General features: G+C 67.3%; 24 protein-coding genes. 12 read left to right on the top strand and 12 right to left on the bottom strand.

Annotated elements, in window-relative coordinates; genetic code table 11:
* The coding region (locus ACLBYD_RS27950) for an acyl-CoA dehydrogenase family protein (protein WP_447819002.1) at positions 1-1,373 on the bottom strand (1,373 nt) is incomplete at its 3' end.
* 97 nt (positions 1,374-1,470) lie between these two features.
* Positions 1,471-2,079, bottom strand: coding sequence for a class I SAM-dependent methyltransferase (locus ACLBYD_RS27945; protein WP_447819000.1), 609 nt, complete (start codon positions 2,077-2,079; stop codon positions 1,471-1,473).
* Between the two features lie 163 nt (positions 2,080-2,242).
* On the opposite strand from ACLBYD_RS27945, the gene ACLBYD_RS27940 reads away from it, so the two are divergent.
* Positions 2,243-3,265, top strand: coding sequence for a beta-ketoacyl-ACP synthase III (locus ACLBYD_RS27940; protein WP_447818999.1), 1,023 nt, complete (start codon positions 2,243-2,245; stop codon positions 3,263-3,265).
* A 38-nt stretch (positions 3,266-3,303) separates the two neighbouring features.
* A complete protein-coding gene (locus ACLBYD_RS27935; protein WP_447818998.1) occupies positions 3,304-4,011 on the top strand; it encodes an HNH endonuclease family protein in 708 nt (235 codons plus the stop codon).
* A gap of 16 nt (positions 4,012-4,027) precedes the next feature.
* On the opposite strand, the gene ACLBYD_RS27930 is transcribed toward ACLBYD_RS27935, so the two are convergent.
* On the bottom strand, positions 4,028-6,148 hold the full coding sequence (locus ACLBYD_RS27930) for a thiamine pyrophosphate-dependent enzyme (protein WP_447818997.1): 2,121 nt from the start codon (positions 6,146-6,148) through the stop codon (positions 4,028-4,030).
* Positions 6,149-6,167: 19 nt separating this feature from the next.
* On the bottom strand, positions 6,168-7,514 hold the full coding sequence (locus ACLBYD_RS27925; RefSeq protein ID WP_447818996.1) for a cytochrome P450: 1,347 nt from the start codon (positions 7,512-7,514) through the stop codon (positions 6,168-6,170).
* A gap of 138 nt (positions 7,515-7,652) precedes the next feature.
* Between ACLBYD_RS27925 and ACLBYD_RS27920 the strand changes: the two genes are divergently transcribed.
* Genes ACLBYD_RS27920 through ACLBYD_RS27910 form a run of 3 tightly spaced genes read left to right on the top strand, consistent with a single transcriptional unit; the run spans position 7,653 to position 9,363 of the window.
* Positions 7,653-8,552, top strand: a complete 900-nt coding sequence (locus ACLBYD_RS27920; protein WP_447818995.1) for an alpha/beta fold hydrolase — start codon at positions 7,653-7,655, stop codon at positions 8,550-8,552.
* On the top strand, positions 8,537-8,998 hold the full coding sequence (locus ACLBYD_RS27915) for a fluoride efflux transporter FluC (protein ID WP_248690639.1): 462 nt from the start codon (positions 8,537-8,539) through the stop codon (positions 8,996-8,998). The genes ACLBYD_RS27920 and ACLBYD_RS27915 overlap by 16 nt, the downstream gene beginning before the upstream one ends.
* Positions 8,995-9,363, top strand: a complete 369-nt coding sequence (locus tag ACLBYD_RS27910) for a fluoride efflux transporter FluC (RefSeq protein WP_447818994.1) — start codon at positions 8,995-8,997, stop codon at positions 9,361-9,363. Before ACLBYD_RS27915 ends, ACLBYD_RS27910 begins: the two co-directional genes overlap by 4 nt.
* On the opposite strand, the gene aroD is transcribed toward ACLBYD_RS27910, so the two are convergent.
* The 3 genes from aroD to ACLBYD_RS27895 all read right to left on the bottom strand — a co-directional run bounded on the left by aroD (position 9,364) and on the right by ACLBYD_RS27895 (position 12,261).
* Complete coding sequence (aroD, locus tag ACLBYD_RS27905) at positions 9,364-10,134, bottom strand: type I 3-dehydroquinate dehydratase (RefSeq protein ID WP_447818993.1); 771 nt, start codon at positions 10,132-10,134, stop codon at positions 9,364-9,366.
* A gap of 42 nt (positions 10,135-10,176) precedes the next feature.
* Positions 10,177-11,820: an MDR family MFS transporter gene (locus ACLBYD_RS27900; RefSeq protein ID WP_447818992.1), complete on the bottom strand. Its 1,644-nt coding sequence runs from the start codon at positions 11,818-11,820 to the stop codon at positions 10,177-10,179.
* Positions 11,821-11,937: 117 nt separating this feature from the next.
* The gene (locus tag ACLBYD_RS27895; protein ID WP_447818991.1) at positions 11,938-12,261 is read right to left on the bottom strand and encodes a hypothetical protein; all 324 of its coding nucleotides are present in this window, start codon (positions 12,259-12,261) and stop codon (positions 11,938-11,940) included.
* Between the two features lie 111 nt (positions 12,262-12,372).
* Between ACLBYD_RS27895 and ACLBYD_RS27890 the strand changes: the two genes are divergently transcribed.
* Positions 12,373-13,947 carry a hypothetical protein gene (locus ACLBYD_RS27890; protein WP_447818990.1) on the top strand — a complete coding sequence of 525 codons (1,575 nt, stop codon included), beginning with the start codon at positions 12,373-12,375 and terminating at the stop codon, positions 13,945-13,947.
* A 4-nt stretch (positions 13,948-13,951) separates the two neighbouring features.
* On the opposite strand, the gene ACLBYD_RS27885 is transcribed toward ACLBYD_RS27890, so the two are convergent.
* Together ACLBYD_RS27885 and ACLBYD_RS27880 are read right to left on the bottom strand one after the other, a co-directional pair.
* Positions 13,952-14,332 (bottom strand): hypothetical protein, encoded by a 381-nt coding sequence (locus tag ACLBYD_RS27885; protein ID WP_120280354.1) that lies wholly within the window; start codon positions 14,330-14,332, stop codon positions 13,952-13,954.
* A 66-nt stretch (positions 14,333-14,398) separates the two neighbouring features.
* A complete protein-coding gene (locus ACLBYD_RS27880; protein WP_447818989.1) occupies positions 14,399-17,710 on the bottom strand; it encodes a bifunctional proline dehydrogenase/L-glutamate gamma-semialdehyde dehydrogenase in 3,312 nt (1,103 codons plus the stop codon).
* Between the two features lie 128 nt (positions 17,711-17,838).
* Between ACLBYD_RS27880 and ACLBYD_RS27875 the strand changes: the two genes are divergently transcribed.
* Positions 17,839-18,675: a DUF1206 domain-containing protein gene (locus ACLBYD_RS27875; RefSeq protein WP_447818988.1), complete on the top strand. Its 837-nt coding sequence runs from the start codon at positions 17,839-17,841 to the stop codon at positions 18,673-18,675.
* A gap of 3 nt (positions 18,676-18,678) precedes the next feature.
* Here the strand turns inward: ACLBYD_RS27875 and ACLBYD_RS27870 are convergent, their stop codons facing one another.
* Positions 18,679-19,110 (bottom strand): hypothetical protein, encoded by a 432-nt coding sequence (locus ACLBYD_RS27870; protein ID WP_447818987.1) that lies wholly within the window; start codon positions 19,108-19,110, stop codon positions 18,679-18,681.
* A 239-nt stretch (positions 19,111-19,349) separates the two neighbouring features.
* Between ACLBYD_RS27870 and ACLBYD_RS27865 the strand changes: the two genes are divergently transcribed.
* A complete protein-coding gene (locus tag ACLBYD_RS27865; RefSeq protein ID WP_447818986.1) occupies positions 19,350-19,856 on the top strand; it encodes a VOC family protein in 507 nt (168 codons plus the stop codon).
* A 79-nt stretch (positions 19,857-19,935) separates the two neighbouring features.
* Here the strand turns inward: ACLBYD_RS27865 and ACLBYD_RS27860 are convergent, their stop codons facing one another.
* Positions 19,936-20,358, bottom strand: a complete 423-nt coding sequence (locus ACLBYD_RS27860; protein ID WP_447818985.1) for a hypothetical protein — start codon at positions 20,356-20,358, stop codon at positions 19,936-19,938.
* Between the two features lie 100 nt (positions 20,359-20,458).
* Here ACLBYD_RS27860 and ACLBYD_RS27855 point away from each other — a divergent pair, with 100 nt between their 5' ends.
* Positions 20,459-20,701, top strand: a complete 243-nt coding sequence (locus tag ACLBYD_RS27855) for a DUF2630 family protein (protein WP_301844681.1) — start codon at positions 20,459-20,461, stop codon at positions 20,699-20,701.
* Here ACLBYD_RS27855 and ACLBYD_RS27850 read toward each other — a convergent pair.
* Complete coding sequence (locus tag ACLBYD_RS27850; RefSeq protein ID WP_447818984.1) at positions 20,689-21,489, bottom strand: alpha/beta fold hydrolase; 801 nt, start codon at positions 21,487-21,489, stop codon at positions 20,689-20,691. The two genes, ACLBYD_RS27855 and ACLBYD_RS27850, sit on opposite strands and share 13 nt — an antisense overlap.
* Positions 21,490-21,703: 214 nt before the next feature.
* On the opposite strand from ACLBYD_RS27850, the gene ahpC reads away from it, so the two are divergent.
* The 3 genes from ahpC to ACLBYD_RS27835 all read left to right on the top strand — a co-directional run bounded on the left by ahpC (position 21,704) and on the right by ACLBYD_RS27835 (position 24,619).
* Positions 21,704-22,267 carry an alkyl hydroperoxide reductase subunit C gene (gene ahpC, locus ACLBYD_RS27845; RefSeq protein ID WP_447818983.1) on the top strand — a complete coding sequence of 188 codons (564 nt, stop codon included), beginning with the start codon at positions 21,704-21,706 and terminating at the stop codon, positions 22,265-22,267.
* Between the two features lie 146 nt (positions 22,268-22,413).
* Entirely contained in the window at positions 22,414-24,009 is a 1,596-nt protein-coding gene (gene ahpF, locus ACLBYD_RS27840) for an alkyl hydroperoxide reductase subunit F (RefSeq protein WP_447818981.1), read from the top strand.
* 121 nt (positions 24,010-24,130) lie between these two features.
* Positions 24,131-24,619 carry a gluconokinase gene (locus tag ACLBYD_RS27835; protein ID WP_447818980.1) on the top strand — a complete coding sequence of 163 codons (489 nt, stop codon included), beginning with the start codon at positions 24,131-24,133 and terminating at the stop codon, positions 24,617-24,619.
* The last annotated feature ends 104 nt before the right edge of the window (positions 24,620-24,723 follow it).

Here is a 24,723-nt window from a genome sequence, read left to right as displayed (position 1 = left end):
AAGAAGTCCTGCGCCTGGATGGCGGTGGTGCCCTCGTACAGCGAGTCGATCTTCGAGTCGCGGATGTACTGCTCGATCGGGTAGTCCTGCAGGAAGCCCGAACCGCCGAGGGTCTGGAGCGAATCCTTCAGGTACTGGTAGGCCCGCTCGGAGCCGCAGCCCTTGACGACCGGGAGCAGCAGGTCGTTGATGCGGTGCGCGAGACCGGCGTCGGCGCCCGAGACCTGCTCGGCGACGGCGTCGTCCTGGTGGGCGGCGGTGTACAGGTACACGGCGCGCAGGCCCTCGGAGTAGGCCTTCTGCATCGCGAGCGAACGGCGGACGTCCGGGTGGTGCATGATCGACACGCGCGGTGCGGTCTTGTCGGACATCTGGGTCAGGTCGGCGCCCTGGATGCGCTCCTTGGCGTAGTCGAGGGCGTTGAGGTAGCCGGTCGACAGGGTTGCGATGGCCTTGGTGCCGACCATCATGCGAGCATGCTCGATGACGTCGAACATCTGCGCAATGCCGTTGTGGACCTCACCGACGAGCCAGCCCTGGGCCGGAACACCGTGGCCGCCGAAGGTGACCTCGCAGGTCGCGGAAGCCTTGATGCCCATCTTGTGCTCGACGCCGGTGACGAATACGCCGTTGCGCTCGCCCATCTCGTTCTTCTCGAAGTCGAAGTGGAACTTCGGGACGAAGAACAGCGACAGGCCCTTGGTGCCGGGGCCGGCGCCCTCGGGGCGGGCGAGGACGAGGTGGAAGATGTTCTCGAACAGGTCGTCGGAGTCGCCCGAGGTGATGAATCGCTTGACGCCTTCGATGTGCCAGGAGCCGTCGTCCTGCTTGATCGCCTTGGTGCGACCGGCGCCGACGTCGGAACCGGCGTCGGGCTCGGTGAGCACCATCGTGGCGCCCCAGCCGCGCTCGACGCAGGTGGCCGCCCACTTCTTCTGCTCGTCCGTGCCGTTCTTGTAGAGCACGCCGGCGAAGCCGGGGCCGGCCGCGTACATGAAGGCTGCGGGCTGGGCGCCGAGCATCATCTCGTTGACGGCCCACAGCAGGGTCTGCGGCGACTCGGTGCCGCCGATCTCCTCGGGGATACCCATCGACCAGTAACCGGCATCCCACCAGGCGCGGAACGACTTCTTGAAGCCTTCGGGAATCGACACCGAATGGGTCTCGGGGTCGAAGACCGGGGGGTTGCGGTCGGTGTCGGCGAATGCCTCGGCCGCCGGTCCTTCGGTAAGCGCCTTGACCTCGGCGAGGATGCCGCGCGCGGTGTCCTCGTCCAGATCGCCGAACTTGCCGGCTTCGAGGACCTTCTGAATCTTCAGGAACTCGAACAGGTTGAACTCGAGGTCGCGGAGGTTGCTCTTGTAGTGGCCCATGTCGTCGGTGTCTCCCAGTGTGGTGCGGTCCAGCTGGCTTCAAGTACCGCCCAAGTTATTACTCGTCGGTAACATCTCCATGTTACTCGTCAGGCAACTAACTGCCAAGGGGTGGTTTGCTCGCCACGACGAGCGCGTCGATCGCCGTTCCCGCATCGGTTTCCCGATATCGTCGTTCGGCAATCCTGATTTCCAATCTGCCGTCGATTTCCTCGACGAGATCGGTTGGCGTGTAGAGGATTTCCTTGTCCTGTGGTCCGCCCACGCCCTCATCGGGATTTATCGCGTCGTGCCCCAGGAATATGAGGATTCCTTCAGGTTTCAGTGAATTGATGGCGCGGTCGAGAAGCGCCTTCCGTTGTGGCGGAGGGAAATGCAGGAAGGCCGAGAGAATCAGGTCATATTCGCCCTCGAGCGAGTCGGCCGTCACATCCGCGCGGACGTAGCGGAGCCGGTCCCGCGAACGCGACGGCGCCTGCGTCGCGATCCGGCGGGCCTTGTCGAGGGCGACCTCGGAGAAATCGACGCCCACGACCTCCCATCCGCGCGTCGCCAACCACAGGGAGTGACGACCTTCACCACACCCGAGATCGAGGGCGCGACCGTGCGACAGCGACGCCACGTGTTCGACGATGACCGGATTGGGCGGCGCGCCCCAGATCAGTTCCGACGCCGCATACTTCTCGTTCCAAGCCTGTGCATCCATGACCGCGACGCTAGTCTCGCGTGGCGATTGGGATCCCCGCTTGCGGTGAGGGTTACGGAAGCGCATCGTCGGGGTAGCGCTGTGACGAAACCGTGACCTGCGATATCGTTGACCGGATGCGATGTGCCGACACGCGGTACGTCGAGGAGGAGGAGTTCGTCTGATGGGTGCACAGATCGCTGTCCCTGCCCCGCTGAGGAACAGCGCGCTGCTCGGTCTGGGTGTGCACCGCCCCGAGCGCATCGTCACCAACGACGAGATCTGCCAGCAGATCGACTCGAGCGACGAATGGATTCAGTCGCGATCCGGTATCAAGGAGCGCCGCTTCGCCGAGGAGCACCCGAAGGAATCGGTCGTCGACATGGCGACGAGCTCCGCCGAGCGGGCTCTCGCGGCCGCCGGTCTCACGGGTGCGCAGATCGACACCGTGATCGTCGCGACCTCCACCTATCCCTTCCAGACCCCGCAGGCCGCGGCTCTCGTCGCCGACCGCATCGGCACCGGCGGGGCCGCCGCCCTCGACATCGCAGCGGGCTGCGCAGGCTTCTGTTACGCCCTCGGTGTCGCCTCCGATCTCGTGCGCGCCGGTTCCGCCGAGCACGTGCTCGTCGTCGGTGTCGAGCGCATGAGCGACACCACCGAGCCCACCGATCGCTCGGTGCGCTTCATCTTCGGCGACGGTGCCGGTGCCGTCGTCGTCGGCCCGTCCGACGAGGTCGGCGTGGGCCCGACCGTTTGGGGTTCCGACGGCTCGCAGGCCAACGCGATCCGTCAGGAACCCGACTGGGTCGACTTCGCGAACAATCCCGATCAGAAGCGCCCCTGGATCATCATGGAGGGCACCGCGGTCTTCCGCTGGGCCGCCTTCGAGATGAGCAAGTTCGCCCGGCAGATCGCCGACAAGGCCGGCGTGGCCCTCGAGGACCTCGACGCCTTCGTCCCGCACCAGGCCAACCTGCGCATCAACGACGTCATCGTCAAGCAGCTCGAGCTGCCCGAGACGGTCGCGGTCGCCGACGACATCATCGAGACCGGCAACACCTCGGCCGCGTCCATCCCGCTGGCGATGGAGAAGATGCTGCGAACCGGCCAGGTCGAGGCCGGATCCACCGCGCTGCTCCTCGCGTTCGGTGCCGGCCTGTCGTACGCGGGCCAGGTCGTGAAGATGCCCCCGCTGGCGAAGTAGGAAGCGGCAGCAGTACGACTTCGTAGCAGTATCGACACATGGCGAGTACTCGCACGTCGTCCATTCCCCGCTGGGTCTGGGTCCTGTGCTTCATCGTGGTCAGCGTGGTCGTCGTCCTCCTCGAGCCCGTGGGGGACGACGAGCCGGCCGGTCCCGGCGGGAGCACGGTCGAGAACCCCTCCGAAGCGCTCGAGGCGCTGGCGGCACTGCCCGTCCGGCCTGCCGAATCGCAGAGCGGCTACGACCGCTCGCTGTTCGGTTCGGCCTGGACCGACGAGGTGACCGTCGACCTGGGACGCAACGGTTGCGACACCCGTAACGACATCCTGCAGCGCGACCTCGTCGACGTCTCCTTCGAGCCCGGGAAGAAGCAGTGCACGGTCACCGCCGGCACGCTCGAGGACCCGTACACGGGGAAGACGATCTCCTTCCGACGCGGGGTCGAGACCTCGTCCGCCGTGCAGATCGACCACGTCGTCGCCCTGTCCGATGCGTGGAAGAAGGGCGCCCGCCATCTGGACGATCAGCAGAAGCAAAATCTTGCGAACGATCCGCGCAACCTGATCGCCGTCGACGGCCCCACCAACCAGGGCAAGGGCGACTCCGACGCGTCGGAGTGGCTGCCGCCGAACACCGCCTTCCACTGCGAGTACGTCGTGCGGCAGATCGAGGTGAAGACGACCTACGAACTGTGGGTCACCCAGGCTGAACACGACGCGATGTCGCGGATCCTCTCCTCCTGCTGATACCGCTTCCTGCTGATCACGCCTCCAGCAGGGCCCGCACGATGTCGTCCTCCGACATCAGCACGTGCGCGGCCGCGGGTCCGAGCGGCACGTAACTGTCGCGGGAGGTGACCCGCGTGATCCGGCCCTGCCACGCCTCGTCGACGAGCGCCGCGACGACCGCTTCCGCGACTCCTCCGCTGCGGCGCGTCTCGTCGACCACCACCACGCGCTCGAAGCGGCGGACGTGTTCGAGCAGCGCGGTCGTCGGCAGCGGCGACAACCACTGCAGGTCGAGGACGGTCGCCGCGACTCCCGCGCGACGGACGGCACGCAGACTCATCGGCACCCCGTTCCCGAAGGTCACCACCAGCACGTCGCGCCCGTCGCCGTAGGTGCACACCGATCCCGGTGGGAGCCCGGCGGTATCGGGGACCTGCTGCCACAGTCCGTCGCCCTCGTCGTAGAGGTCGCGCCGGTGGTACAGCGCGATCGGTTCCAGGTACACGCACACCCGGCCCTCCTGACGGGCCAGCTCGACGCACGTGCGCAGCAGAGCGCCGGCCGTGGCGGGTGAGCTCGGCACGGCCAGCACGAGACCGGGGATGTCGCGCAGCACGGCAACGGAATCGTCGTTGTGGAAGTGCCCGCCGAAGCCCCGCTGGTAGGGCAGGCCCGCGATGCGCACGACCATCGGATTGCGGTACCGCCCGTCGGAGAAGAACGCCAGACTCGCCGCCTCACCGCGCAGTTGGTCCTCGGCGTTGTGCAGATAGGCCAGGTACTGGATCTCCGGGATCGGCAGCATGCCCGCGACGGCGAAACCCAGCGCGGTGCCGAGGATCGTCTGCTCGTCGAGCAGGGTGTCGAACACGCGCAGGCGCCCGAAGCGCTCCTGCAGCCCTCGGGTGACGCCGTAGACCCCGCCCTTGAGGCCGACATCCTCGCCGAACACACAGGCGTGGGGATCCTCCTCGAGCAGCTGTCCGAGCGTGCGGCTGACGGCCCGGGCGAGCGTGAGCGGTTCAGCGGCCGGATGCGGATCGTCGTCGACGAGCACGAGCCCGGATTCCAGCGGTCGCATCACGTCGGCGGCGGTCGCCAGTCGCGGCGGTCCGGTCAGTGAGTCCGCGACGGAGTCGACCTCGGCACGCATCCGCTCGTACCGGTCGAGAACCCCTGCTGCATCGAGCACTCCACGTGTGACGAGTTCGCGGGCGGTGCCCACCAGTGGGTCCCGCTCGTGGTCCGCGGCAAGATCCGACGGGCTGCGGTAGGCCGACTCGACGTCGGAACCGGCATGACCGAGGAAACGCACCGCCCGCACGTGCAACAGGATCGGAGCCCGGGTCGTCCGCACCGTCTCCGCGGCATCGGTTGCGGCAGCGAGCATCTCCACCGGATCGGCTCCGTCCACCGACCGGTACTCGATCCCCGGATACGACGACAGCGACCGCTCGAGCCAGCCGGGTGGGGTGGGGACACTGATGCCGAGCCGGTTGTCCTCGCACACCAGCAGCAACGGCAGCGGCAACCCGCTGTGACGGCAGTAGGCGGCCGCGTTCATGGCGCCGACCGCCGTCGAATGGTTCGCCGAGGCGTCACCGAAACTGCACACCACCACCGAATCCCACGGCCACGCCGCCTCGAGCCCGAGTCGCTGCATCCGCGGCAGTGCGAGAGCGAGCCCGACGGCCCGCGGCAGATGCGAGGCGATCGTCGACGTCTGCGGCAGGATGTTCAGGCCGGCGTTGCCGAACACCTTGTGCCGACCCGCCGAGATCGGATCGAGCGTGGACGCCGCACATCCGGCGAGCACGTCGCGGATCGGGGTGCTGCCTTCGACGAGCGACGCACGGGCCGCATAGAAACCACCCGAACGGTAGTGCAGCAGAGCGGGATCCGTCACCCGCGTGCACAGGCCCAGCGCGGCGTTCGATTCGTGGCCCGCCGACGCGATGGTGTAGAAACCCTCACCGCGTCCCTGCAGGGTGCGGGCCGCGAAATCGAGATGCCGCGACTGCACCTGGGCGTCGAAGTACCGCACCAACAGGTCGTCGTCGACCCGCCGGTCGACCGGTCGCTCCGGCGGTGCGTGCCCCGGCAGAGCGCGCACCGCGGTGACGAAACGTTCGTCGAGTTCGTCGGCGGCGGTCACTCCTTCTTTCTACGCCCGATCACCTCGGAAGGAGGTGGATCGGCCCCCCGTCGTTCGGGAACGGCAACGACGTGAAGTTCATCGGCGCGACGTAGTCGGTCGGCACGTGCCAGCAGAAACGCAACAGCAGATGGTGCAGCACCGTCTTGATCTCGGCTCCCGAGAAGTGCATGCCCAGGCACCGATGCGCGCCACCGCCGAAGGGCGCCCAGGCGTACTTGTGCACCTTGTCCTCGCGGCGCTCCGGCGAGAACCGTTCGGGATCGAAACGTTCCGGGTCGGGCCACAATTCGGGCATGTGATGGGAGAAGTGCATCCCGAGATTGAGGAGGGTGCCCTTCGGGACGAAGTGGCCGAGGATCTCGGTGTCCTTCGCCGCGCGGCGCACGACACCCGGCACCGGCGTCACCAGCCGCTGGCATTCCTTGATCACCAGATCCAGCGAAGTCAATTCGTCGAGTCGGTCGAAACTCGGCGTGGTGGTGCCGAGCGCGTCGGACTCCTCGCGGCAGCGTTGCTGCCATTCGGGGAACTGGCCGAGATACTGCATCGCCGTCGACAGTGTGATCGTCGAGGTGTCGTGCGCGGCCATCATCAGGAAGATCATGTGGTTGACCACGTCGTCGTCCGAGAATCGTTCGCCTTCCTCGGATTCGACGTGGCAGAACACCGAGAAGATGTCGTCGCCGTCTCCTGCGCGACGCGCGGGGAGATAATGCCGGAAGAACTTCTCGAGGCGTGCCCGTCCGACGATGCCGCGACGCCACCGCGTGCCCGGCAACGGGTAACGCACGATGGCGGTGGCCGCCTGCACACATCCGATGAACGCCCGGTTCACCTCGTCCATCTCGCGGTCGGACGACCCCTCGGCGCCGCCCATGAAGATCTCCGTCGCGAGGCCCAGGGTCAGCTCCTTGAGCGCCGGGTACACGCGGAAATCGTCGCGCGGCGTCCATCCGTCGAGGGTCCGTTCGATCGACGGATGCATGCGGTCGGTGTAGAGGGACAGCCGGTCGCGGGTGAACGCCTGCGACATGATGCGACGGTGCGCGGTGTGCTCGTCGCCGTCGAGCAGCATGAGCCCACGGTCGAAGAACGGCCCGATCAGGGCACGCCAGCCCGGTCCGTTCAGCAGCGCGCGGTCGCGGTTCTGCAGGGCCGCGCCGACGGCGTCGGGTCCGAGCAGCACCACCCAGGGCCGGCCGGCGAAGCGGAACCATGAGACCGGACCGTGCTCGTGGTACCGATGCGTATATGCCGCAATGGGATCGCGCATGTACTTCAGCGCGTAGCCGACGTAGGGGAGGCCGCTGTCGCCCGGGACGGGAGCGAGGCCTGGAGGTGGAGGAGCAAGCATCTTCGTCACGGGCGCATCTCCGGGTGGTCGGAATCTGACGCTGACTGTTGTCAGATCCAATGTAGCGCGCATCACATCTCGGTTGCGTCGATTCGTCCCACGGGACGGTCGCTGGTCGGGCGTGCGGGTGCGTGCGATGCTGGCGCCATGGACGTCGAACGCCCCAAGCTCGAAGGCACCGTCGCGGTCGGGGAGGGCCGCCGGCTCGGTTTCGCCGAGTTCGGGTCGGCCCAGGGCCGCACGGTGTTCTGGCTGCACGGCACGCCGGGTGCGCGCCGCCAGGTTCCCATCGAGGCCCGCGCCTTCGCCGAACGGAACCACATCCGCCTCATCGGGATCGACCGCCCGGGGATCGGCTCGTCGGCACCGCACATCTACGAGAACGTCCTCGCGTTCAGCGACGACCTGCGCATCGTCGCCGACACGCTCGGGGTCGACCGCATGGCGATCGTCGGGCTGTCCGGCGGCGGCCCCTACACCCTCGCCGCGGCCTATGCGCTGCGCGAACGGGTCGTCGCGGCTGCGGTCCTCGGCGGTGTGGCACCGGTCGTCGGTCCCGAGTCGATCGACAGCAACCTGATGAAGCTGGGCGCCTTCGTCGCGCCGGCACTGCAGACCGCGGGCGTCCCGATCGGTGTGGCGGTGAGCGCGGCGATCCGCGTGGTGCGCCCGTTCGCGTCGCCGATCATCGACCTGTACGGGCGGCTCTCACCCGAGGCAGACCGCCGCCTGCTCGCCCGTCCCGAGTTCAAGGCGATGTTCCTCGACGACCTGCTCAACGGCAGCCGACGTCAGATCTCCGCGCCGTTCTCCGACATCGTCGTATTCACCCGCGACTGGGGTTTCCGCGTCTCCGACGTGAAGGTGCCCGTGCGGTGGTGGCACGGCGACACCGACCACATCATCCCGATCGAACACGGCCTGCACATGGTGGACCTGCTGCCCGACGCCCAGTTCCACCACCTGCCCGGCGAGAGTCATCTCGGGGGTCTCGGTGCGTCGGAGGAGATCCTCACTACTGTTCTGGAGTTGTGGGACCAGGACTGACCGAGGGCGAACGCCCGCTGCCGAGAGCGCTGCACCTGCGACCGTCGGCGCTGGCGGCGGTCGCCGTGGGCGGTCTGCTCGGGACGAGTGCCCGCTACGGCCTCGGCCGGTGGTTCCCCGTCGAGTCCGGGGGCTGGCCGGTCACGACCTTCGCGATCAACGTCCTCGGTGCGCTGCTGCTCGGATTCCTGCTCGAGGCACTGATCCGCATCGGTCCCGACACCTCCTGGCGTCAGGTGGTCCGGCTCGGGGTGGGCACCGGTGCGCTGGGCTCGTTCACCACCTACAGCGCGCTCGCGGTCGACACCGACCTGCTGCTGCGCGACGGTGAACTCGTCGCCGCGGCAACCTATGCGCTCGGCACGGTGCTCGTCGGCCTTCTCGCGACCGGCATCGGTGTCGCGCTGGGCGCGTGGTTCGGGAGTCGCCGAGGGGCACGGCGATGATCGCGGTGTGGGTGGCGCTGGCCGGCAGCGCCGGTGCGGTGACGCGGTTCGTCGTCGACAGCGCGCTGCGTGCCCGTTCCGGGTCGTCCCTGCCGTGGCCGACGGTGCTGATCAACGTCACCGGATCGCTGCTGCTGGGGCTGCTCACCGGTGCGGTGCTGCTCCACGACGCCCCGACGACGATGCTCACGATCGCGGGAGTCGGTTTCTGTGGCGGCTACACGACCTTCAGCACGACCAGCGTCGACTCCGTCCGCCTGATCGTGGCGCGCCGCTACGCCGCCGCCGCGGTGATCGCGTTCGGCACGCTCGCGACCACGCTCGTCGCGGCGGTCGCCGGGCTCGCTCTCGCCGCCGTGTGGTGATCAGCGGGCGCGGTCGATGAGGCCGAGCACCGAGCGCAGCTCGTCGGCGTCGACCTGCCCGGGCGCCGACGCGGTGCCGACCATCCCGAACGTCGCCGCCGATCCGAAGACCTGCCCGGCGATCCGCGACACCACGCCGAGACCGCCCATCGACATGGTGATCAACGGGCGGTCGGCGTGGTCCTCGTGCATGGTGCGGGTCGCGTCGAGCAGGGTGAGCACGTCGGCCGTCGACTGCGGCATGACGGCGATCTTGCAGATGTCGGCGCCGAGTTCCTGCATCTCGCGCAGCCGCGCGACGATCTCGTCCTTCGGCGGAGTGGCGTCGAAGTCGTGGTTCGACGCCACCACCGCGACACCGCGGGCGTGGGCCGCTGCGACGATCCGCTCGACGGCGGCACGGTCGCGGCGGTACTCGACGTCCACCAGATCCACTGCGCCGCTCTCGGCGAGCGCGACCGTCAGATCGGCGTACGCCTCGTCGTGGATCGCGATCTCCCCGCCCTCGTTGGCGGTGCGGCAGGTCGCGAGCACGGGAGTGCCCTGCAACTGCTCGGACAACGAGCCGGCCTGCGCGACCACCGAGGCGACGTCGTCGACGGTGTGGAAGAAGTCCACGCGCCATTCGACGACGTCGGCCCGATCGGCGACGGCCGCGATCTGTTCGCGCAGCTCCTCGGGGGTGCGGCCGGTGACGGGGACGACGATCGTGGGTGCGCCTTCACCGATCACCACGTCCTTGACGCGAACCGGTGTGATCGTTCGTCCCACGTGCCGTCTCCGTTCCCTCGTGCGATGGCCGGACCTATTCGATCACGGCCGCTTCGAACCGCTGTCCGCAGTGTCTGCACCGGCCTCGGTTCCCTCGACGACCACGACGGCGTCGTCCTTCGCCGCCTTCGACGGGTCGGCGACGGCCTCGCCACGCGCGACCATGAGTGCTTCGTCGGAGAGCGGGATCTCCTTGATGAAGCACGCGAGGACGAACGCGATGAGCAGGAACGGGATGAGGTACCAGAACACCGGGGCCAGCGAGTCGGCGTAGGCGTCGATGATGCCTTCGCGGACGGGATCGGGCAGCAGCTTCATTGCTGCCGGATCGACGGTCGCGGTGGCCTGGCCGGCCTGCTCCGGCGTCGCGCCGGCCGCGGTGAAGACCTCGACGAGCTTCTCCGAGAGGCGGTTGGTGAAGATGGTGCCGAAGATCGCGACACCGAGCGCCGCACCGACCTCGCGGAAGTAGTTGTTCGAGCTCGTCGCGGTGCCGATCTCGTCGGCGGGCACCGCATTCTGCACGATCAGGATGACCACCTGCATGATCAGGCCGAGGCCCAGACCGAAGACGAACAGCATCGAGCAGATCATCCACAGCGGGGTGTCGCCCTCGAGCGTGGTCAGCCACAGCATGCCCGCCGCGGTGATGAGCGAACCGACGATCGGATAGATCTTGTAGCGCTGGGTCTTGGTGATGGCCAGACCCGAGCCGATCGAGGTGATCATCAGACCGGCCATCATCGGCAGCAGCAACAGACCGGAGACCGCGGCCGAGGTGCCCGACGACATCTGCAGGAAGGTCGGCATGAAGGCGATCGCGGCGAACATGCCGAGGCCGAGGACGAATCCGATGGCCGTCGCGTTGACGAAGATCGAGTTGCGGAACAGCGACAGCGGAATGATCGGGTCCTGAGCGCGTGATTCGACGAGCACGAACAGGCACACGAACACCACGAGTCCGGCGCCGAACATCCAGGTGAGCGGAGCGGTCCAACCGCGGTCGGCGTCGCCACCGAAATCCGTGAAGAAGATCAGGCAGGTCGTGGCGAGGGAGAGCGTGAGCACGCCGAGGATGTCGATCCGCTTCGTCGGACGCTTCGTCGGCAAGCGCAGCGCGAACCAGGTGATGACGAACGCGATGATGCCGACCGGCACGTTGATGTAGAAGCACCACTCCCACGTCAGGTGGTCGACGAAGAAGCCGCCCAGCAACGGGCCCCCGACGGCCGACAGGCCGAAGATCGCACCGAGCGGGCCCATGTACTTACCGCGTTCGCTCGCGGGCACGATGTCGGCGATGATCGCCTGCGACAGGATCATCAGACCGCCGCCGCCGAAGCCCTGGATCGCGCGGAAGACGACGAACGTCCAGAAATCGTCGGTCATCGAGCACGCCGCGGACGCGAGGGTGAACACGCCGATCGCGATGAGGAACAGGTGCCGGCGCCCGAAGACGTCGCCGAACTTGCCGTAGATCGGCATCACGATGGTCACCGCGAGCAGGTAGGCGGTGGTGATCCACGCCTGGTGTTCGACGCCGCCGAGCTGCCCGACGATCGTGGGCATGGCGGTGGATACGATCGTCTGGTCCAGGCTGGCGAGCATCATGCCCGCGATGAGCGCGGAGAAGATGATCCAGATCCGTCGCTGGGTGAGAACCAGTGGTTCCGAAGTGGTGGTCACGGTGTTCCTGTCGGATGAGGAATATCGAGCTGTTACGTGAAGCCGGCCTGCACAGGGGTGAGGCGATCGGAAATTGTTGCACTCGGTAACTTCTGCTGCAAGGCAATTTCCTCCGGGTCACTCGAACCAGGACCGCACGGGCGGTTTGACCCACATGATCTTCTCGTCCTCGTCGGTGCGGACCGCTGCGGGATGATCTGGGTGCTTCTGCGCCCACGCCGTCTTCTCGTCCATCAATCTCGCGGCGAGTTCCCAGGTCTCCATCGTGCGCGGTGGATGCGCATCCGCGGTCCGCGCCAGCTTGCGTCGCGTCTCGTCGGTCATGGCGAGCAGTTCGGCTCCCGAGATGCCGCGGTTCCATGCATACCGGGCCAGGGTCACGGCCTTGTCTCGCCGGTTCTTCTCGGCGCGATCGGTGTGGGCGAAGTCGGCGTCGCTCATGCTCCGAAGGTACGCGCCGGCCCGGACAGGGTTCGCCGTCGACGAACTGCCGGATCCGGCCACGACGACGCTGCGGTCTGCCTACCCTCGATGAGGGGGCGAGGAGGCACGATGACGGCCGACGAGATCCCGGACGGCACACCGGACACGGTGGCGGCCCGTGCCGCCGAACCGCCGCGGGTGCCGGTGTTCGACCCGACGCTCGGCATCGACGTTCCCCGGTCCTTCCGCGGCACACCGCCACATCGGTTGGTGGCCCTCGGCGACTCCCTGCTTCAGGGCTTCCAGAGCGGCTCGATCTACAACACCGACGTCTCCGTCCCGGCGATCGTCGCCCACGAACTCGGCACCGACCTGCGGTACCCGCGCTTCGGCGGGCCGGGCGGACTGCCGTTGAACGTCGAAGTGCTGTTGCGCCGGATCGAGGAGCGGCACGGATCCACGCTCGAACCGTGGGAACTGCCGACCGCGCTCTTCACGGCGCGGGGTTTCATGGACGAGGTCGAGGATTACTGGGAACGCGGACCCGGCGCGACACCACCGCTCGTCGGATATCTCCACAACCTGTCGTGCTTCGGCTGGGATCTGCGCGACGCGCTGCAGAAGACCGCCCGCGACTGCGCCGACCGCATCGCCACACCCCGCGACGATCTCGTGCGGCAGCTCGTCGAGAACAACGGGGAGCGGGCGGCGCTGTACGTCTATCCGAACACCGACGACCGGCGCCGCGAGCTGACACTGTTCGACGTCGCGACCGAACTCGGTGCCGAACACGACGACGACACCGACGCGGGTATCGAGACACTCGTCGTCTTCCTCGGTTCGAACAACGCGCTGCAGACCGTCACCGAACTGCAGGTCGTGTGGAGCGGCGACGACTTCCGCGACCTCGACGCGAAAGCCGCCTACACGATCTGGCAGCCCGAACATTTCGACAGCGAGTTCGCGGAGGTCGTCGCGAAGCTTCGCGACATCGACGCGCGGCACGTGGTGCTGTGCACCGTCCCGCACGTCACCATCGCACCCATCGCCCGGGGGATCGGGACGAAGAACGGCTCGCCGTACTTCCCCTACTACACCCGGCCGTGGGTGGACGCGCGCCGCTTCGACGCGAGCCGCGACGAACACATCACCGGCGCGCAGGCCCGCATGGTCGACGCCGCGATCGATCTGTTCGACGAGACGATCACCGAGGCGGTCGCCGACGCGCGTCGCGCGGGACTGGACTGGTACCTGCTCGACACCGCGGGCATCCTCGACCGCCTGGCCGCCCGCCGCTACGTCGACGACCTCGATGCGCGACCCGCGTGGTGGCAGCCGTACCCGCTACCGCCGGCGCTCGCCGCACTCGACCCGGTGCCCGACACGCGCTTTTTGTCGGCCGACGGTCACGGCGGTCGCGACAGTGGGGGACTGTTCTCCCTCGACGGTGTGCACCCGACGACGGTCGCCTACGGGATCCTCGCCCAGGAGATCGTCGACGTGATGGTGCGTGCCGGCGTCGAATTCCGATCGCCGAACGGAACGGTGCGAAACGGTCCTGTCGCCGTGGATTTCGATCGGCTGATCCGGCACGACACCCTGGTGTGCACGCCACCGCAGAACATCGATTCGACGCTGTCGATCCTGGGTTGGGTCGACGAGGTGCTCGACGTGTTCCGGGTGCAGCTGCGGTTCGGTCTGTGAGGGATCAGGTCAGGTTGACGACGTGTTCGTGAGATGCGACGGCGTCCTGCATCTTCTTCCGCGAGAGCGTTCGCGGACCGCACGCGCAGCCCGAGGGGATTTCGTCGTCCTCGAACTGGGTTGCCTCGAGGGTGTCCACGAATTCCGAATTGAGTGATGTACCGTTGTGCGGAGTGGCTTCGCGATCGCGGTTGCCTCGTCCACCCGGGCCACTGCGGGAGACCACCACCTGTCCCTCGGAAGTCTTGTAGACCGCGGCGAGGGTGTGTCCCTTGGGACAGCGCACTTTGACGACGGCCTTCTCGGTGCGTTGGGGGCCCAGTTCTTTCACCGCGGCGAGTGCGCGCTTGCGACGTTCGGTCGGGGGTGTAGTGGCGATATCCATTTTCCTATTCCACCTCACAGTGTCGGGGTTCACAGGGCTTCGGCAGAACCGCTTCGGGGTTTGTTTTCAGATGATCTCGTCGGTGAGCCGGTGCGGTGTGCCGAATCGATGAGCGGTGATCGTGACGGACTGTTCGGCCAGGAACGGCAGCATTTCGATTCGTCCGGATCCGGTCACCGGATGGTCGAACACCGCGATGTCGCATCGGGTGTTCCATTCGGCGGGCGGCGCTGCGCCGATCAGGCGGACACGCGCCGGGGTCACGTCGACGATCCGTTCCTCCCATTCCGCATCACTCTCCACGTGCACGCGACCGCCGAAACGTGCTGTAATCGAGCATCTTACGAGATCGACGGCGAAAGCCGAAGAGATTTCCACCGGCGCGCCCGCCCGGGCCGCGGCACCGAGTACACGTACGAGTTCGTCGGGCCGCCCGGCCTCACCGAGGCGTACGTGGGTGCGAACGGGCCGGTACCGGAACAGGTTCCGCTCTGCCGAGAGTCCTGTGACATCTTGTGCCACAGCGAATTCCGACGTCCATGCTCGCTCGTCGTCCTCGAACGCCCGGCGCAGCGTGTCCTCGTCCCAGGTGCACGGTTCCCAGGAACCGAAGCCGAATAGATAGTTCGGCCCGCCCGCCTTGAAGCCGGCTCCCACCGACGACTTCTTCCAACCGCCGAACGGCTGCCGTCGCACGATGGCACCGGTGATACCGCGATTCACGTATAGATTCCCGGCCTCCACCCGATCGAGCCAGCGGGCGATCTCGTCCGAATCCAGCGAGTGCAGACCCGCCGTGAGTCCGTAGTCCACCTCGTTCTGGATCGCGATCGCCTCGTCCAGATCGGCCGCGGTCATCACCCCCAGCACCGGACCGAAGAACTCGACGAGATGCGTGCGCGACCCGCGTCGCACTCCGGTGCGTACGCCGGGCGTCCACAGTCGGCCTTCCTCGTCGAGCCGGTGCGGTTCGACGAGCCACGACTCGCCGTCCTCGAGTTCGGTGAGCGCGGTGAGTAGTTTGCCCTGCGCCGGTTCGATCAACGGCCCCATACGGGTTCGCGGATCGTGCGCAGGCCCGACCGGCAGTGACCGCACCGCGTCGACGAGCTGGTCGCGGAACCGGCGGGAGGTCGCCACGGAGCCGACGAGGATCACGAGCGACGACGCCGAGCACTTCTGCCCGGCATGCCCGAACGCCGACTGCACGACGTCGCGCACGGCCAGATCCGGATCGGCGCTCGGCGTCACGATGATCGCGTTCTTGCCGCTCGTCTCGGCGAGCAGTCGCATCCCCGGACGCAGCGAACGGAAGAGTTCGGCGGTCTCGTAGGCACCGGTGAGCACCACCCGGTCGACGCGCGGGTCGGAGACGAGCTTCGTGCCCAGCGACCGTTCATCGGCGTGGACGAGGTGCAGGACGTCGCGGGGCACACCGGCATCCCACATCGCCTCGGCGAGCACCGACCCGCACCGCGCCGTGAGCGTCGCGGGCTTGAGGACCACCGCCGAACCGGACGCCAACGCCCCGAGCGTCGAGCCCGCCGGGATCGCGACCGGGAAGTTCCACGGCGGTGTGACGACCGTGAGGGTCGACGGCACGAACCGCGCACCGTCGATCCCGTCGAGCGCGCGGGCCCGCTCGGCGTAGTACCGCGCGAAGTCGATCGCTTCCGAGACCTCCGGATCGGACTGGTCGAGGGTCTTACCGCCCTCGGCCGCCATCACCTCGAGCAGATCGGCGCGACGCGCTTCGAGCACGTCGGCCACCTGTTCGAGGATCCGTGCGCGCTCGGCACCGCTGCGGGCACCCCAGGCACGACCGGCCGCCGTCGCGTCGACCAGCATGCGCTCGAGTTGTTCCTCGGAGGAGAGGGTGTGCGCACGCACGGTGTCGATACCGAGCTTCGACGACGGCACCCGCTCGAGGATGCGGCGACCCCACTCCCGGTTCTGCGGCAGGGACGGATCGGTGTCCGGCGTGTTCGTGAACACCGACGGTGGCGGGGTGGGAGGCTCCTGTCGGTTCTGCGTGCGGTTGGGGGAGGGGACGCCCTCGTCGAGCGCTGCCACCGACGCGCGGAACCGCTGCTCCTCGCGTTCGAACAGGGCGGGGTCGTCGGCGAGATCGAACACCGCCGACATGAAGTTCTCCTGCCCCGAACCCTCGTCGAGTCTGCGCACCAGATACGAGATCGCGACGTCGAACTCGTCGGGGCGGACGACGGGCGTGTAGAGCAACAGGCTGCCGACGTGTCGACGGATCACCTCGGCCTGGCTCTGCGCCATGCCGAGCAGCATCTCGACGTCGATCCCGTTCCGCACATGCCGGCGACCGGCGAGCTCCCACGCGTAGGCGATGTCGAAGAGATTGTGCCCGGCCACCCCGATCCGCACGTTCTCGATCCGCTCGGACGTGAACGCGTAGTGCAGCAGCCGCTTGTAGTTCGTATCGGTCTCCTGCTTGGTGCTCCACGTCGCGAGCGGCCATCCGTGCAGCGACGCGTCGACCCGTTCCATCGGCAGGTTGGCGCCCTTGACCACCCGGATCTTGATCGCGGCGCCGCCGCGTGCGCGTCGCGCCGCCGCCCACCGCTGCAGTTCGATCATGGCGGTCAGGGCGTCGGGCAGATACGCCTGCAGCACGATCCCGGCCTCGAGATGGAGGAACTCGGGACGGTCGAGCAGCGTCGTGAACGCCGCGACCGTCACGTCCAGGTCGTGGTATTCCTCCATGTCGAGGTTGACGAACTTCGGCGTCGGCGAGGTCGCGGCGAGACGGTACAGCGGGGTGAGCCGCTCGACGATGTCCGCGACGGTCTCGTCGAACGCCCATGGCGAGTGCGGCGCGACGGCCGCCGAGACCTTGAGCGAGACGTAGTCGACGTCGTCGCGTGCCAGCAACGCATGGGTGCCCTCGAAACGGCGACGCGCCTCGGCCTCGCCGAGGACGGCTTCGCCCAGCAGGTTGAGGTTGAGCCGGATGCCGGGTCGTTGCAGTCGTGCGATGGCCCGGCCCAGCGCGGCATCGTCGGTGTCGACGACGAGGTGCCCCACCATCGTCCGGAGTGCGCGACGCGCGGCAGGGACGACGAGGTGCGGGAAGCGGGGACCGATCGCGCCGCCCGCCCGCACGGCCGCGCGGAGATGGACGGGAAGGAAATCCGGTATGTTCCGGGACAATTCGGCCAGGGCGTGCGCGGCGGTCGCCGGATCCTCGGGGCGGATGACCTCGTCGACGAAGCGCACCGTGAACTCGAGTCCGTGGGGGTCCTTCAGGACGTCGGCGAGGTGGCGGGCCGCACGGTCGGGTGCGACTTCCGACGATTCCTCCACCCACCGGCGGGCCAGGGCGACAGCATCCTCGACGATCCGCACGATGCGCCTCCGATCGACGGCGTTTCGAACCTGACGCCAATCTACCCACCGGAGCCGGTTCGCGTTTGCGGTCCGCGGTGTCGGGAATACAGCGCGAGGGGACAGTCCCGACCGATGAGGAGACGAGAGTGAACCGTCAGGCCCCGGCGTCGCGTGGCGCGGCGACATCCGCCGAGCGCGTCGCGCAGAACGGTGTGTTCGAGAAGTTCGCCCGTGCCGGCTACGTCGGCAGTGGCATCGTGCACCTGCTCATCGGCTACCTCGCGATCAGGGTCGCGTTCGGTCGCAGCGAGCAGGAGGCATCGCAGTCCGGTGCGATGGCGGAGCTGGGTGAGCAGCCCGGCGGGAAGATCGCGCTGTGGATCGCCGTCGTCGTGTTCGTGATGATGGGCCTGTGGCGGTTCGCCGAGGCCACCTTCGGTAAGGCGTCCGAACCGGAACAACCCGACGCCGACATGAAGGACAAGGCGTTCGACCGGTTCAAGGCCGCCTGCGTCGGTGTCGTCTATCTCGCCTTCGCGTACACCGCGTTCGGGTTCGCCCGCGGCAGCGGGAAGTCGAGCGGTGAACAGAACGCGGGACTGACGGCGAAGCTGCTGCAGTCCGGCGCCGGCAAGTTCGTCCTCGTCGTCGCGGGACTCGTCATCCTCGGTGTGGGCGCCTACCACGTCTACAAGGGCGCGTCGAAGAACTTCGTCGACGATCTGAAGAGCCACCCGAGCACGTTCGTGAAACGTCTCGGGCTCGTCGGTTACGTCGCGAAGGGTCTCGCGCTCGGTCTCGTCGGTGTTCTGGTGATCGTCGCGGTCTTCCAGGCCGACCCGCAGAAGGCAGCGGGCCTCGACGGTGCTCTGAAGACGTTGGGCTCGCAGCCTTTCGGCACGGTGCTGCTCGTCCTCATGGGCCTCGGCATCGCGGTCTACGGCCTCTACAGCTTCGTCATGGCCCGCGACGCGAAGATGTGACGCTCAGTCGTCGTCCGCGTCGTCGAACCAGAAGGACTCGGTCGCGACGTAGTGGAGGGTCGGTGGGCCGGGCAGGTCGAACTCGATCGCGCCCACCGGCCGGAGCTCCCCGTCGTTGTCCTCGCAACTGGCGGTCGCGATGTTGGGTCCTGCGGCGATCCCGGTGAACTCGAGGGTCTGGTAGTTCGCTCCGAAGATCTCGGCGGTTCCGGACTCGCCGGTGCCGAGCGCCGCGACGCAGATGAAGGGGTAGTCCTCGTCCGGTGGAGAGGTGTAGATCAGCTTCAGCAGCACGGTGTCTCCGCGGGTGCTGACAGTCCACAGTCCTCGGGTGTCGGTGTCCGCCGCTGCGCTCGCGGCGGGTGCGAAACCGGCGAGCAGTGCGAGCGGTGCGAGCAACGCGACCGTTGCACGCAAGGTCCTGCGATGGTTCATGGGATCTCCTCGGAACGGCGTTGAGCCCCCGACACATTCATCGTCCGCATCCGATATCTGCGGGAACGGGCGAATCGGATGTTCGTGAAGAAGACGTGACGGCGACGAGATCGTCGTACTCGGTCCGTGACTCCCCGGGTCACGAAGCGCTACCGCCTCGACCAAACTAGTTGACAACGCAACTATCGGGGATCATGCTGGTGGTCGAGAACGCAACCACACCGGAAGAAGGTCGATCGATGATCGCCGACGAGCAGCAGCGCTCCGAAGAATTCGAGCGTCGGCGTGCACTCATCCGCGACGCGCACCTGAAGCCCGCCGACGCGCGCCCGCAGTCGTCGGCGCGGGGACTGCACCACGCCGCGCTGATCAGCAGCGACGTCGAACGAACCGTGCGCTTCTATCAGGATCTCCTCGAGTTCCCGCTGACTGAGCTGATCGAGAACCGCGACTATCCAGGCTCCTCGCACTTCTTCTTCGACATCGGCAACGGCAATCTGCTGGCCTTCTTCGACTTCCCCGGTCTCGACGTCGGCCCCTATCAGGAGGTCTTCGGCGGTCTGCACCACATCGCGATCAGCGTCGCCCTTCCTACCTGGGAGCGCCTGCGCGCCAAGCTGATCGACGCGGGCGTCGAGCTCGTCGAACACAGCGACGTCTCGTTGTACTTCCGCGACCCCGACGGAGCCCGCCTCGAACTCATCGCCGACCCACTCGGCGAGATGTACGGCTCGAAGGTGCTGTAGCGCGAAGTAAGGGGAGGTTGTGTGCGTGTCCGTCTACCGGACACGCACACAACCTCCCCTTCGTCTGTTCGCCTAACTCCTACTCCACGATCGGGAAGATCGACTCTCCGTCCTCGGGTGCGCCGCTGACCTGACCGCGGTCGACGCGCGAATCCTCCACGATCGTCCCGTCGACGTCATCGGCGAGCTTCCGATCCTCCGGAGCGCCGGTGGTGGCGTCGTCGACCACCTCGTCCACGTCTTCGGTCAGTTCGTCCTCCGGCGTCGCCGCGACAGGCTTGTCGAGCGGCTCGGCGGGTTCGACGTCGGGTTCCTCCTCGGCGAGACGCTGGTCGAGCGACTCGCCTTCCTGCTCTTCACGCTGGGTCGTTCCGAACTTGTCGGCTCCACTCCAGTCCTCGGGCGGATCGACGACCTCGTCGCCGTCGTCGTTCCGCACCTCGTCGGCGTCGAGGCCTTCGCTGGGGCTGAGGGTGTCGCCGGGACCGTCTTCGATGCTCATGTCGAGGAGATACCCGGTCGGGCGGGTGCGAAACCGTCGGCGGTTTCACTCCGGCCGGATCAGGCTATGCCGTCGGAACACCACATCGAGGGAGCCACACATGGACGAGAACGATCTCTTCCAGCACATCGAGAAGCTGGTGGACGAGGAGAAGACGCTGCGCTCGCGGACGGGCGCGGACGGTCTGAGCGACGAGGATCTGCAGCGCCTGCGCGCCGTCGAGAAGCGACTCGACCAGTGCTGGGATCTGCTGCGTCAGCGTCGCGCGAAGGCCGAGTTCGGTGACGATCCGGACGAGGCGCAGGCACGACCGGTCGACGAGGTCGAGTCCTATCGGCAGTAGGTGCTTGCACGCGCGGCGGTCCGGCGCACGAGGTCGACGATGTCCTCGGGGCGGTCGGACTGCGGCGCGTGGCCGGCCCAGGGGAGCGGCACGAACCGTGCCCCCGGGATCAGCGGGACGTACCGCACGGTCTGCGCCGACGCGACCGTGTCGAGGACGCCCTGCGCCAGAGTGACGGGACAGTCGATCCGGTCGAGTCCCGTCGGCACATCGGTCAGGATCGCGTCCCACAGCATCGACCAGAAACCGGCCGAATCGGCAAATCCGCCCTTGACTGCCAGTGCTTCGGCGCGGGTCGTCTTCCACGGCTTCGCGCGTAGACCCGCGGTGAGTGCGGTACGGCCGAGGACGCTGCGCGACATCGGTTCGATGAGCGGCCTGCGGGCCTTGTTGAGCAGGCGCGCGGTCGTCATGAGCGCGCCCTGGTAGACGCGTTCCGGCGGCAGTCCGAGTCCGGAGGGTGACAGGGCGACCACAGACAGGGCGCGGTCGCGCACGGCGAGCTCGATCGCGAGTCGTCCACCGAGCGAGTTGCCCAGAACGTGCACCCGGTCGAGTCCGTGGGCGTCGAGTTCCGCCTCGAGAGCGTCGGTGAGGGCGCCGATGGTGGGTCGGCCGCTCTGTTTCGGCGACGAACCGTGGCCGGGTAGGTCGACGTTCAGCACGTCGAAGTGCTCGGCGAGTCGCGGGACGAGGGTGGAGAAGTCGTCCATCGTGGCGCCGATGCCGTGCAGGAGGAGTAGGGGTTCACCGGATCCGGTGCGGCGGTAGCTCAGTCGTGAGTGCATCGGTTCCATTCTTCCCTGTCGGACGGGCCTGAGTGCTCTGTCTCGAAGGTTGTGTGTTCTGTCACATTTGTGAGGAAGGAAAAGCAACGACCTGGTCGAACGGCGTGTTATAGCCCTTGCTTATCGAACTTCTAGAAACTATCGATTGGCACAATTAATAGTTCGCGGATAACGTCTGAACCGTCAACCCCATCGAGACGAGTGAGGTTCTTACATGTCGCTGATCAACAAGAAGATCAAGCCTTTCAAGGCCGAGGCTTTCAAGGACGGCGCCTTCGTGACCGTGTCCGACGAGGACATCAAGGGCAAGTGGGCGATCTTCTTCTTCTACCCCGCAGACTTCACGTTCGTCTGCCCGACGGAGCTCGGCGACCTCGCGGACCACTACGAGGAGCTGCAGAAGCTCGGCGTCGAGGTCTTCTCCGTCTCGACCGACACGCACTTCACGCACAAGGCGTGGCACGGCTCGTCCGAGACCATCGGCAAGATCGAGTACGCCATGATCGGTGACCCGACCCTGCAGATCAGCACCGACTTCGAGGTTCTCCGTGAGGACCAGGGCCTCGCCGATCGCGGCACCTTCCTGGTCGACCCGAACGGCGTCGTCCAGTTCACCGAGGTCACCGCTGAGGGCATCGGCCGCAACGCCGCCGAGCTCGTTCGCAAGGTCAAGGCCGCTCAGTACGTCCGCAGCCACCCGGGCGAGGTCTGCCCGGCCAAGTGGGAAGAGGGCGACGACACCCTCGCTCCGTCGCTGGAGCTCGTCGGCAAGATCTGATTCGTCGACGGAAATTCGTTCCGGTGGCACGGGATCGAACGTCCCGTGCCACCGGGCACCGTCCGGGTCCGCTCGGCTCGAGCTGAGAAGTTCGCCGACTCCCATCTTTTCCGGTCACAGTTCTTCCACCTCTGGAGTGAATCCTCATGCTCGATGCCTCCCTCGCCGCCCAGTTGAAGTCCCTTCTCGAAAAGGTCACCCAGCCGATCGAGCTCGTGTCGTCCCTCGACGACCGGCCGAAGTCGAAGGAACTCGCCGACCTCCTCGATCAGATCGCCGGCATGTCCGATCTGGTCACCCATGTGCGCGACGGTGAAGCCACCCGTCGCCCCTCCTTCCTGATCCGCCGGGTCGGCACCGACATCGCGGTCGAGTTCGCGGGCATCCCGCTCGGCCACGAGTTCACCTCCCTCGTGCTCGCCCTGCTGCAGGTCGGCGGCCACCCCTCGAAGGAGGCCGTGGAGCTGCTCGAGCAGGTGCGTGATCTCGAGGGCGACTTCCACTTCGAGACCTACTTCTCGCTGTCGTGCCAGAACTGCCCCGACGTGGTGCAGGCCCTGAACGTGATGTGTGTGACCAACTCGCGCATCAAGCACACCGCGATCGAAGGCTCGCTCTTCCAGGACGAGGTCGACGCACGCCAGGTGATGGCCGTGCCGACCGTCTTCCTCAACGGTGAGCTGTTCGGCTCCGGACGCATGAACCTCGAGCAGATCGTCGGCAAGCTCGACAGCGGCTCCGCCGAGCGCACCGCCGCCGCGATCAGCGAGAAGGATCCCTTCGACGTCCTCGTCGTCGGTGGCGGCCCCGCCGGCGCGACTGCCGCGATCTACGCCTCCCGCAAGGGAATCCGCACCGGAGTTCTCGCCGAGCGCTTCGGCGGCCAGGTGCTCGACACCATGGCCATCGAGAACTTCTCCTCCGTCCCCTACACGGAGGGCCCGAAGTTCGCTGCCGAGCTCGAGAACCACGTGCGCCAGTACGACGTCGACATCATGAACGTCCAGAAGGCCTCGAAGCTCACCCCGGCCCCCACCGAGGGTGGCCTCGTCGAGGTCGAGCTCGAGAACGGTGCCCGGTTGCTTTCGCGCAGCGTCGTTCTCGCGACCGGTGCCCGCTGGCGCGCGATGAACGTGCCGGGCGAGCAGGAGTACCGCAACAAGGGCGTCACCTACTGCCCGCACTGCGACGGCCCGCTGTTCAAGGGCAAGCGCGTCGTGGTCATCGGTGGCGGTAACTCCGGTGTCGAGGCCGCGATCGACCTCGCCGGCGTCGTCGCCCATGTGACCCTCATCGAGTTCGACTCGGTCCTGCGCGCCGACGAGGTGCTGCAGCGCAAGCTCCGCAGCCTGCCCAACGTCGACGTCATCGTCAGCGCCCTCACCACCGAGGTCCTCGGCGACGGTTCGAAGGTCACCGGCCTGACCTACACCGACCGCACCGCCGACGAGTCGCGCACCCTCGAGCTCGACGGTGTGTTCGTCCAGATCGGTCTGCTGCCGAACACCGAGTGGCTCTCCGGCACGGTCGAACTCAGCCCGCGCGGCGAGATCGTCGTCGACGACCACGGCCGCACCTCGGTGCCCGGCGTGTTCGCCGCCGGCGACTGCACGACCGTCCCGTACAAGCAGATCATCGTCTCCGCAGGTGCGGGTGCGACGGCCGCGCTCGGCGCGTTCGACCACCTCATCCGCACGAGCGCCCCGGCCCAGGCCGAGGAAGCGGTCGCCGCGACCGTCTAGGCGTCACTGCAGCCCCGTGGCCGTCACCCTTCCGGGTGGCGGCCGCGCTGCTTTTCGGGGGAGGTTGTGGTCGAGAATTTCGACGAAAGCGACCACAACCTCCCCGAAGTTACGATGTGGCATGGCTGTTGTGGTGATGGGCGTCAGTGGATGTGGCAAAACGACTTTCGCGAAGCGGCTCGCGGACGCGATCGGCGGTGCCTTCATCGAGGCGGACGATTACCACAGCGACGCGTCGATCGAGAAGATGCGTTCGGGTCGTGCGCTCGACGACGCGGATCGTGAGCCCTGGCTGCGTGCGGTCGCCGAGGCCGCTGCCGACAGCGTCGAGACTCCGGTGGTCGCGTGTTCGGCACTGAAGCGGTCCTACCGCGACATCCTGCGTGCCGGCACCCCGGCCGTCTTCCTGCATCTGGATGTGCCCGTCGACGTCGTGCGGTCCAGGGTCCGCGGACGCGGCGGCCACTTCTTCTCCGAGTCGCTGGTGGCTTCCCAGTTCGAGACGCTCGAACCGCTGGGGCCCGACGAGCACGGCGTCGCCCTGGACGCGACCCGCTCGCTTCCCGAACTCCTCGACACAGCCCGCGCGTACCTCGAAGGCTGCCGGTAGGGCTGTCGAGGCAGGCGTTGTTGTCGAAGAACGCGGGAAAATCGACAACAACGTCGGCCCCGATACGACGAAGACCCCGCATACGACGAAGCCCCGACCGCGTG

The sequence above is a fragment of the Rhodococcus sp. C26F genome, from assembly GCF_053345925.1.
Note: the sequence above shows the minus strand (reverse complement) of the source record. Positions and strands in the feature narration are given on the sequence as shown.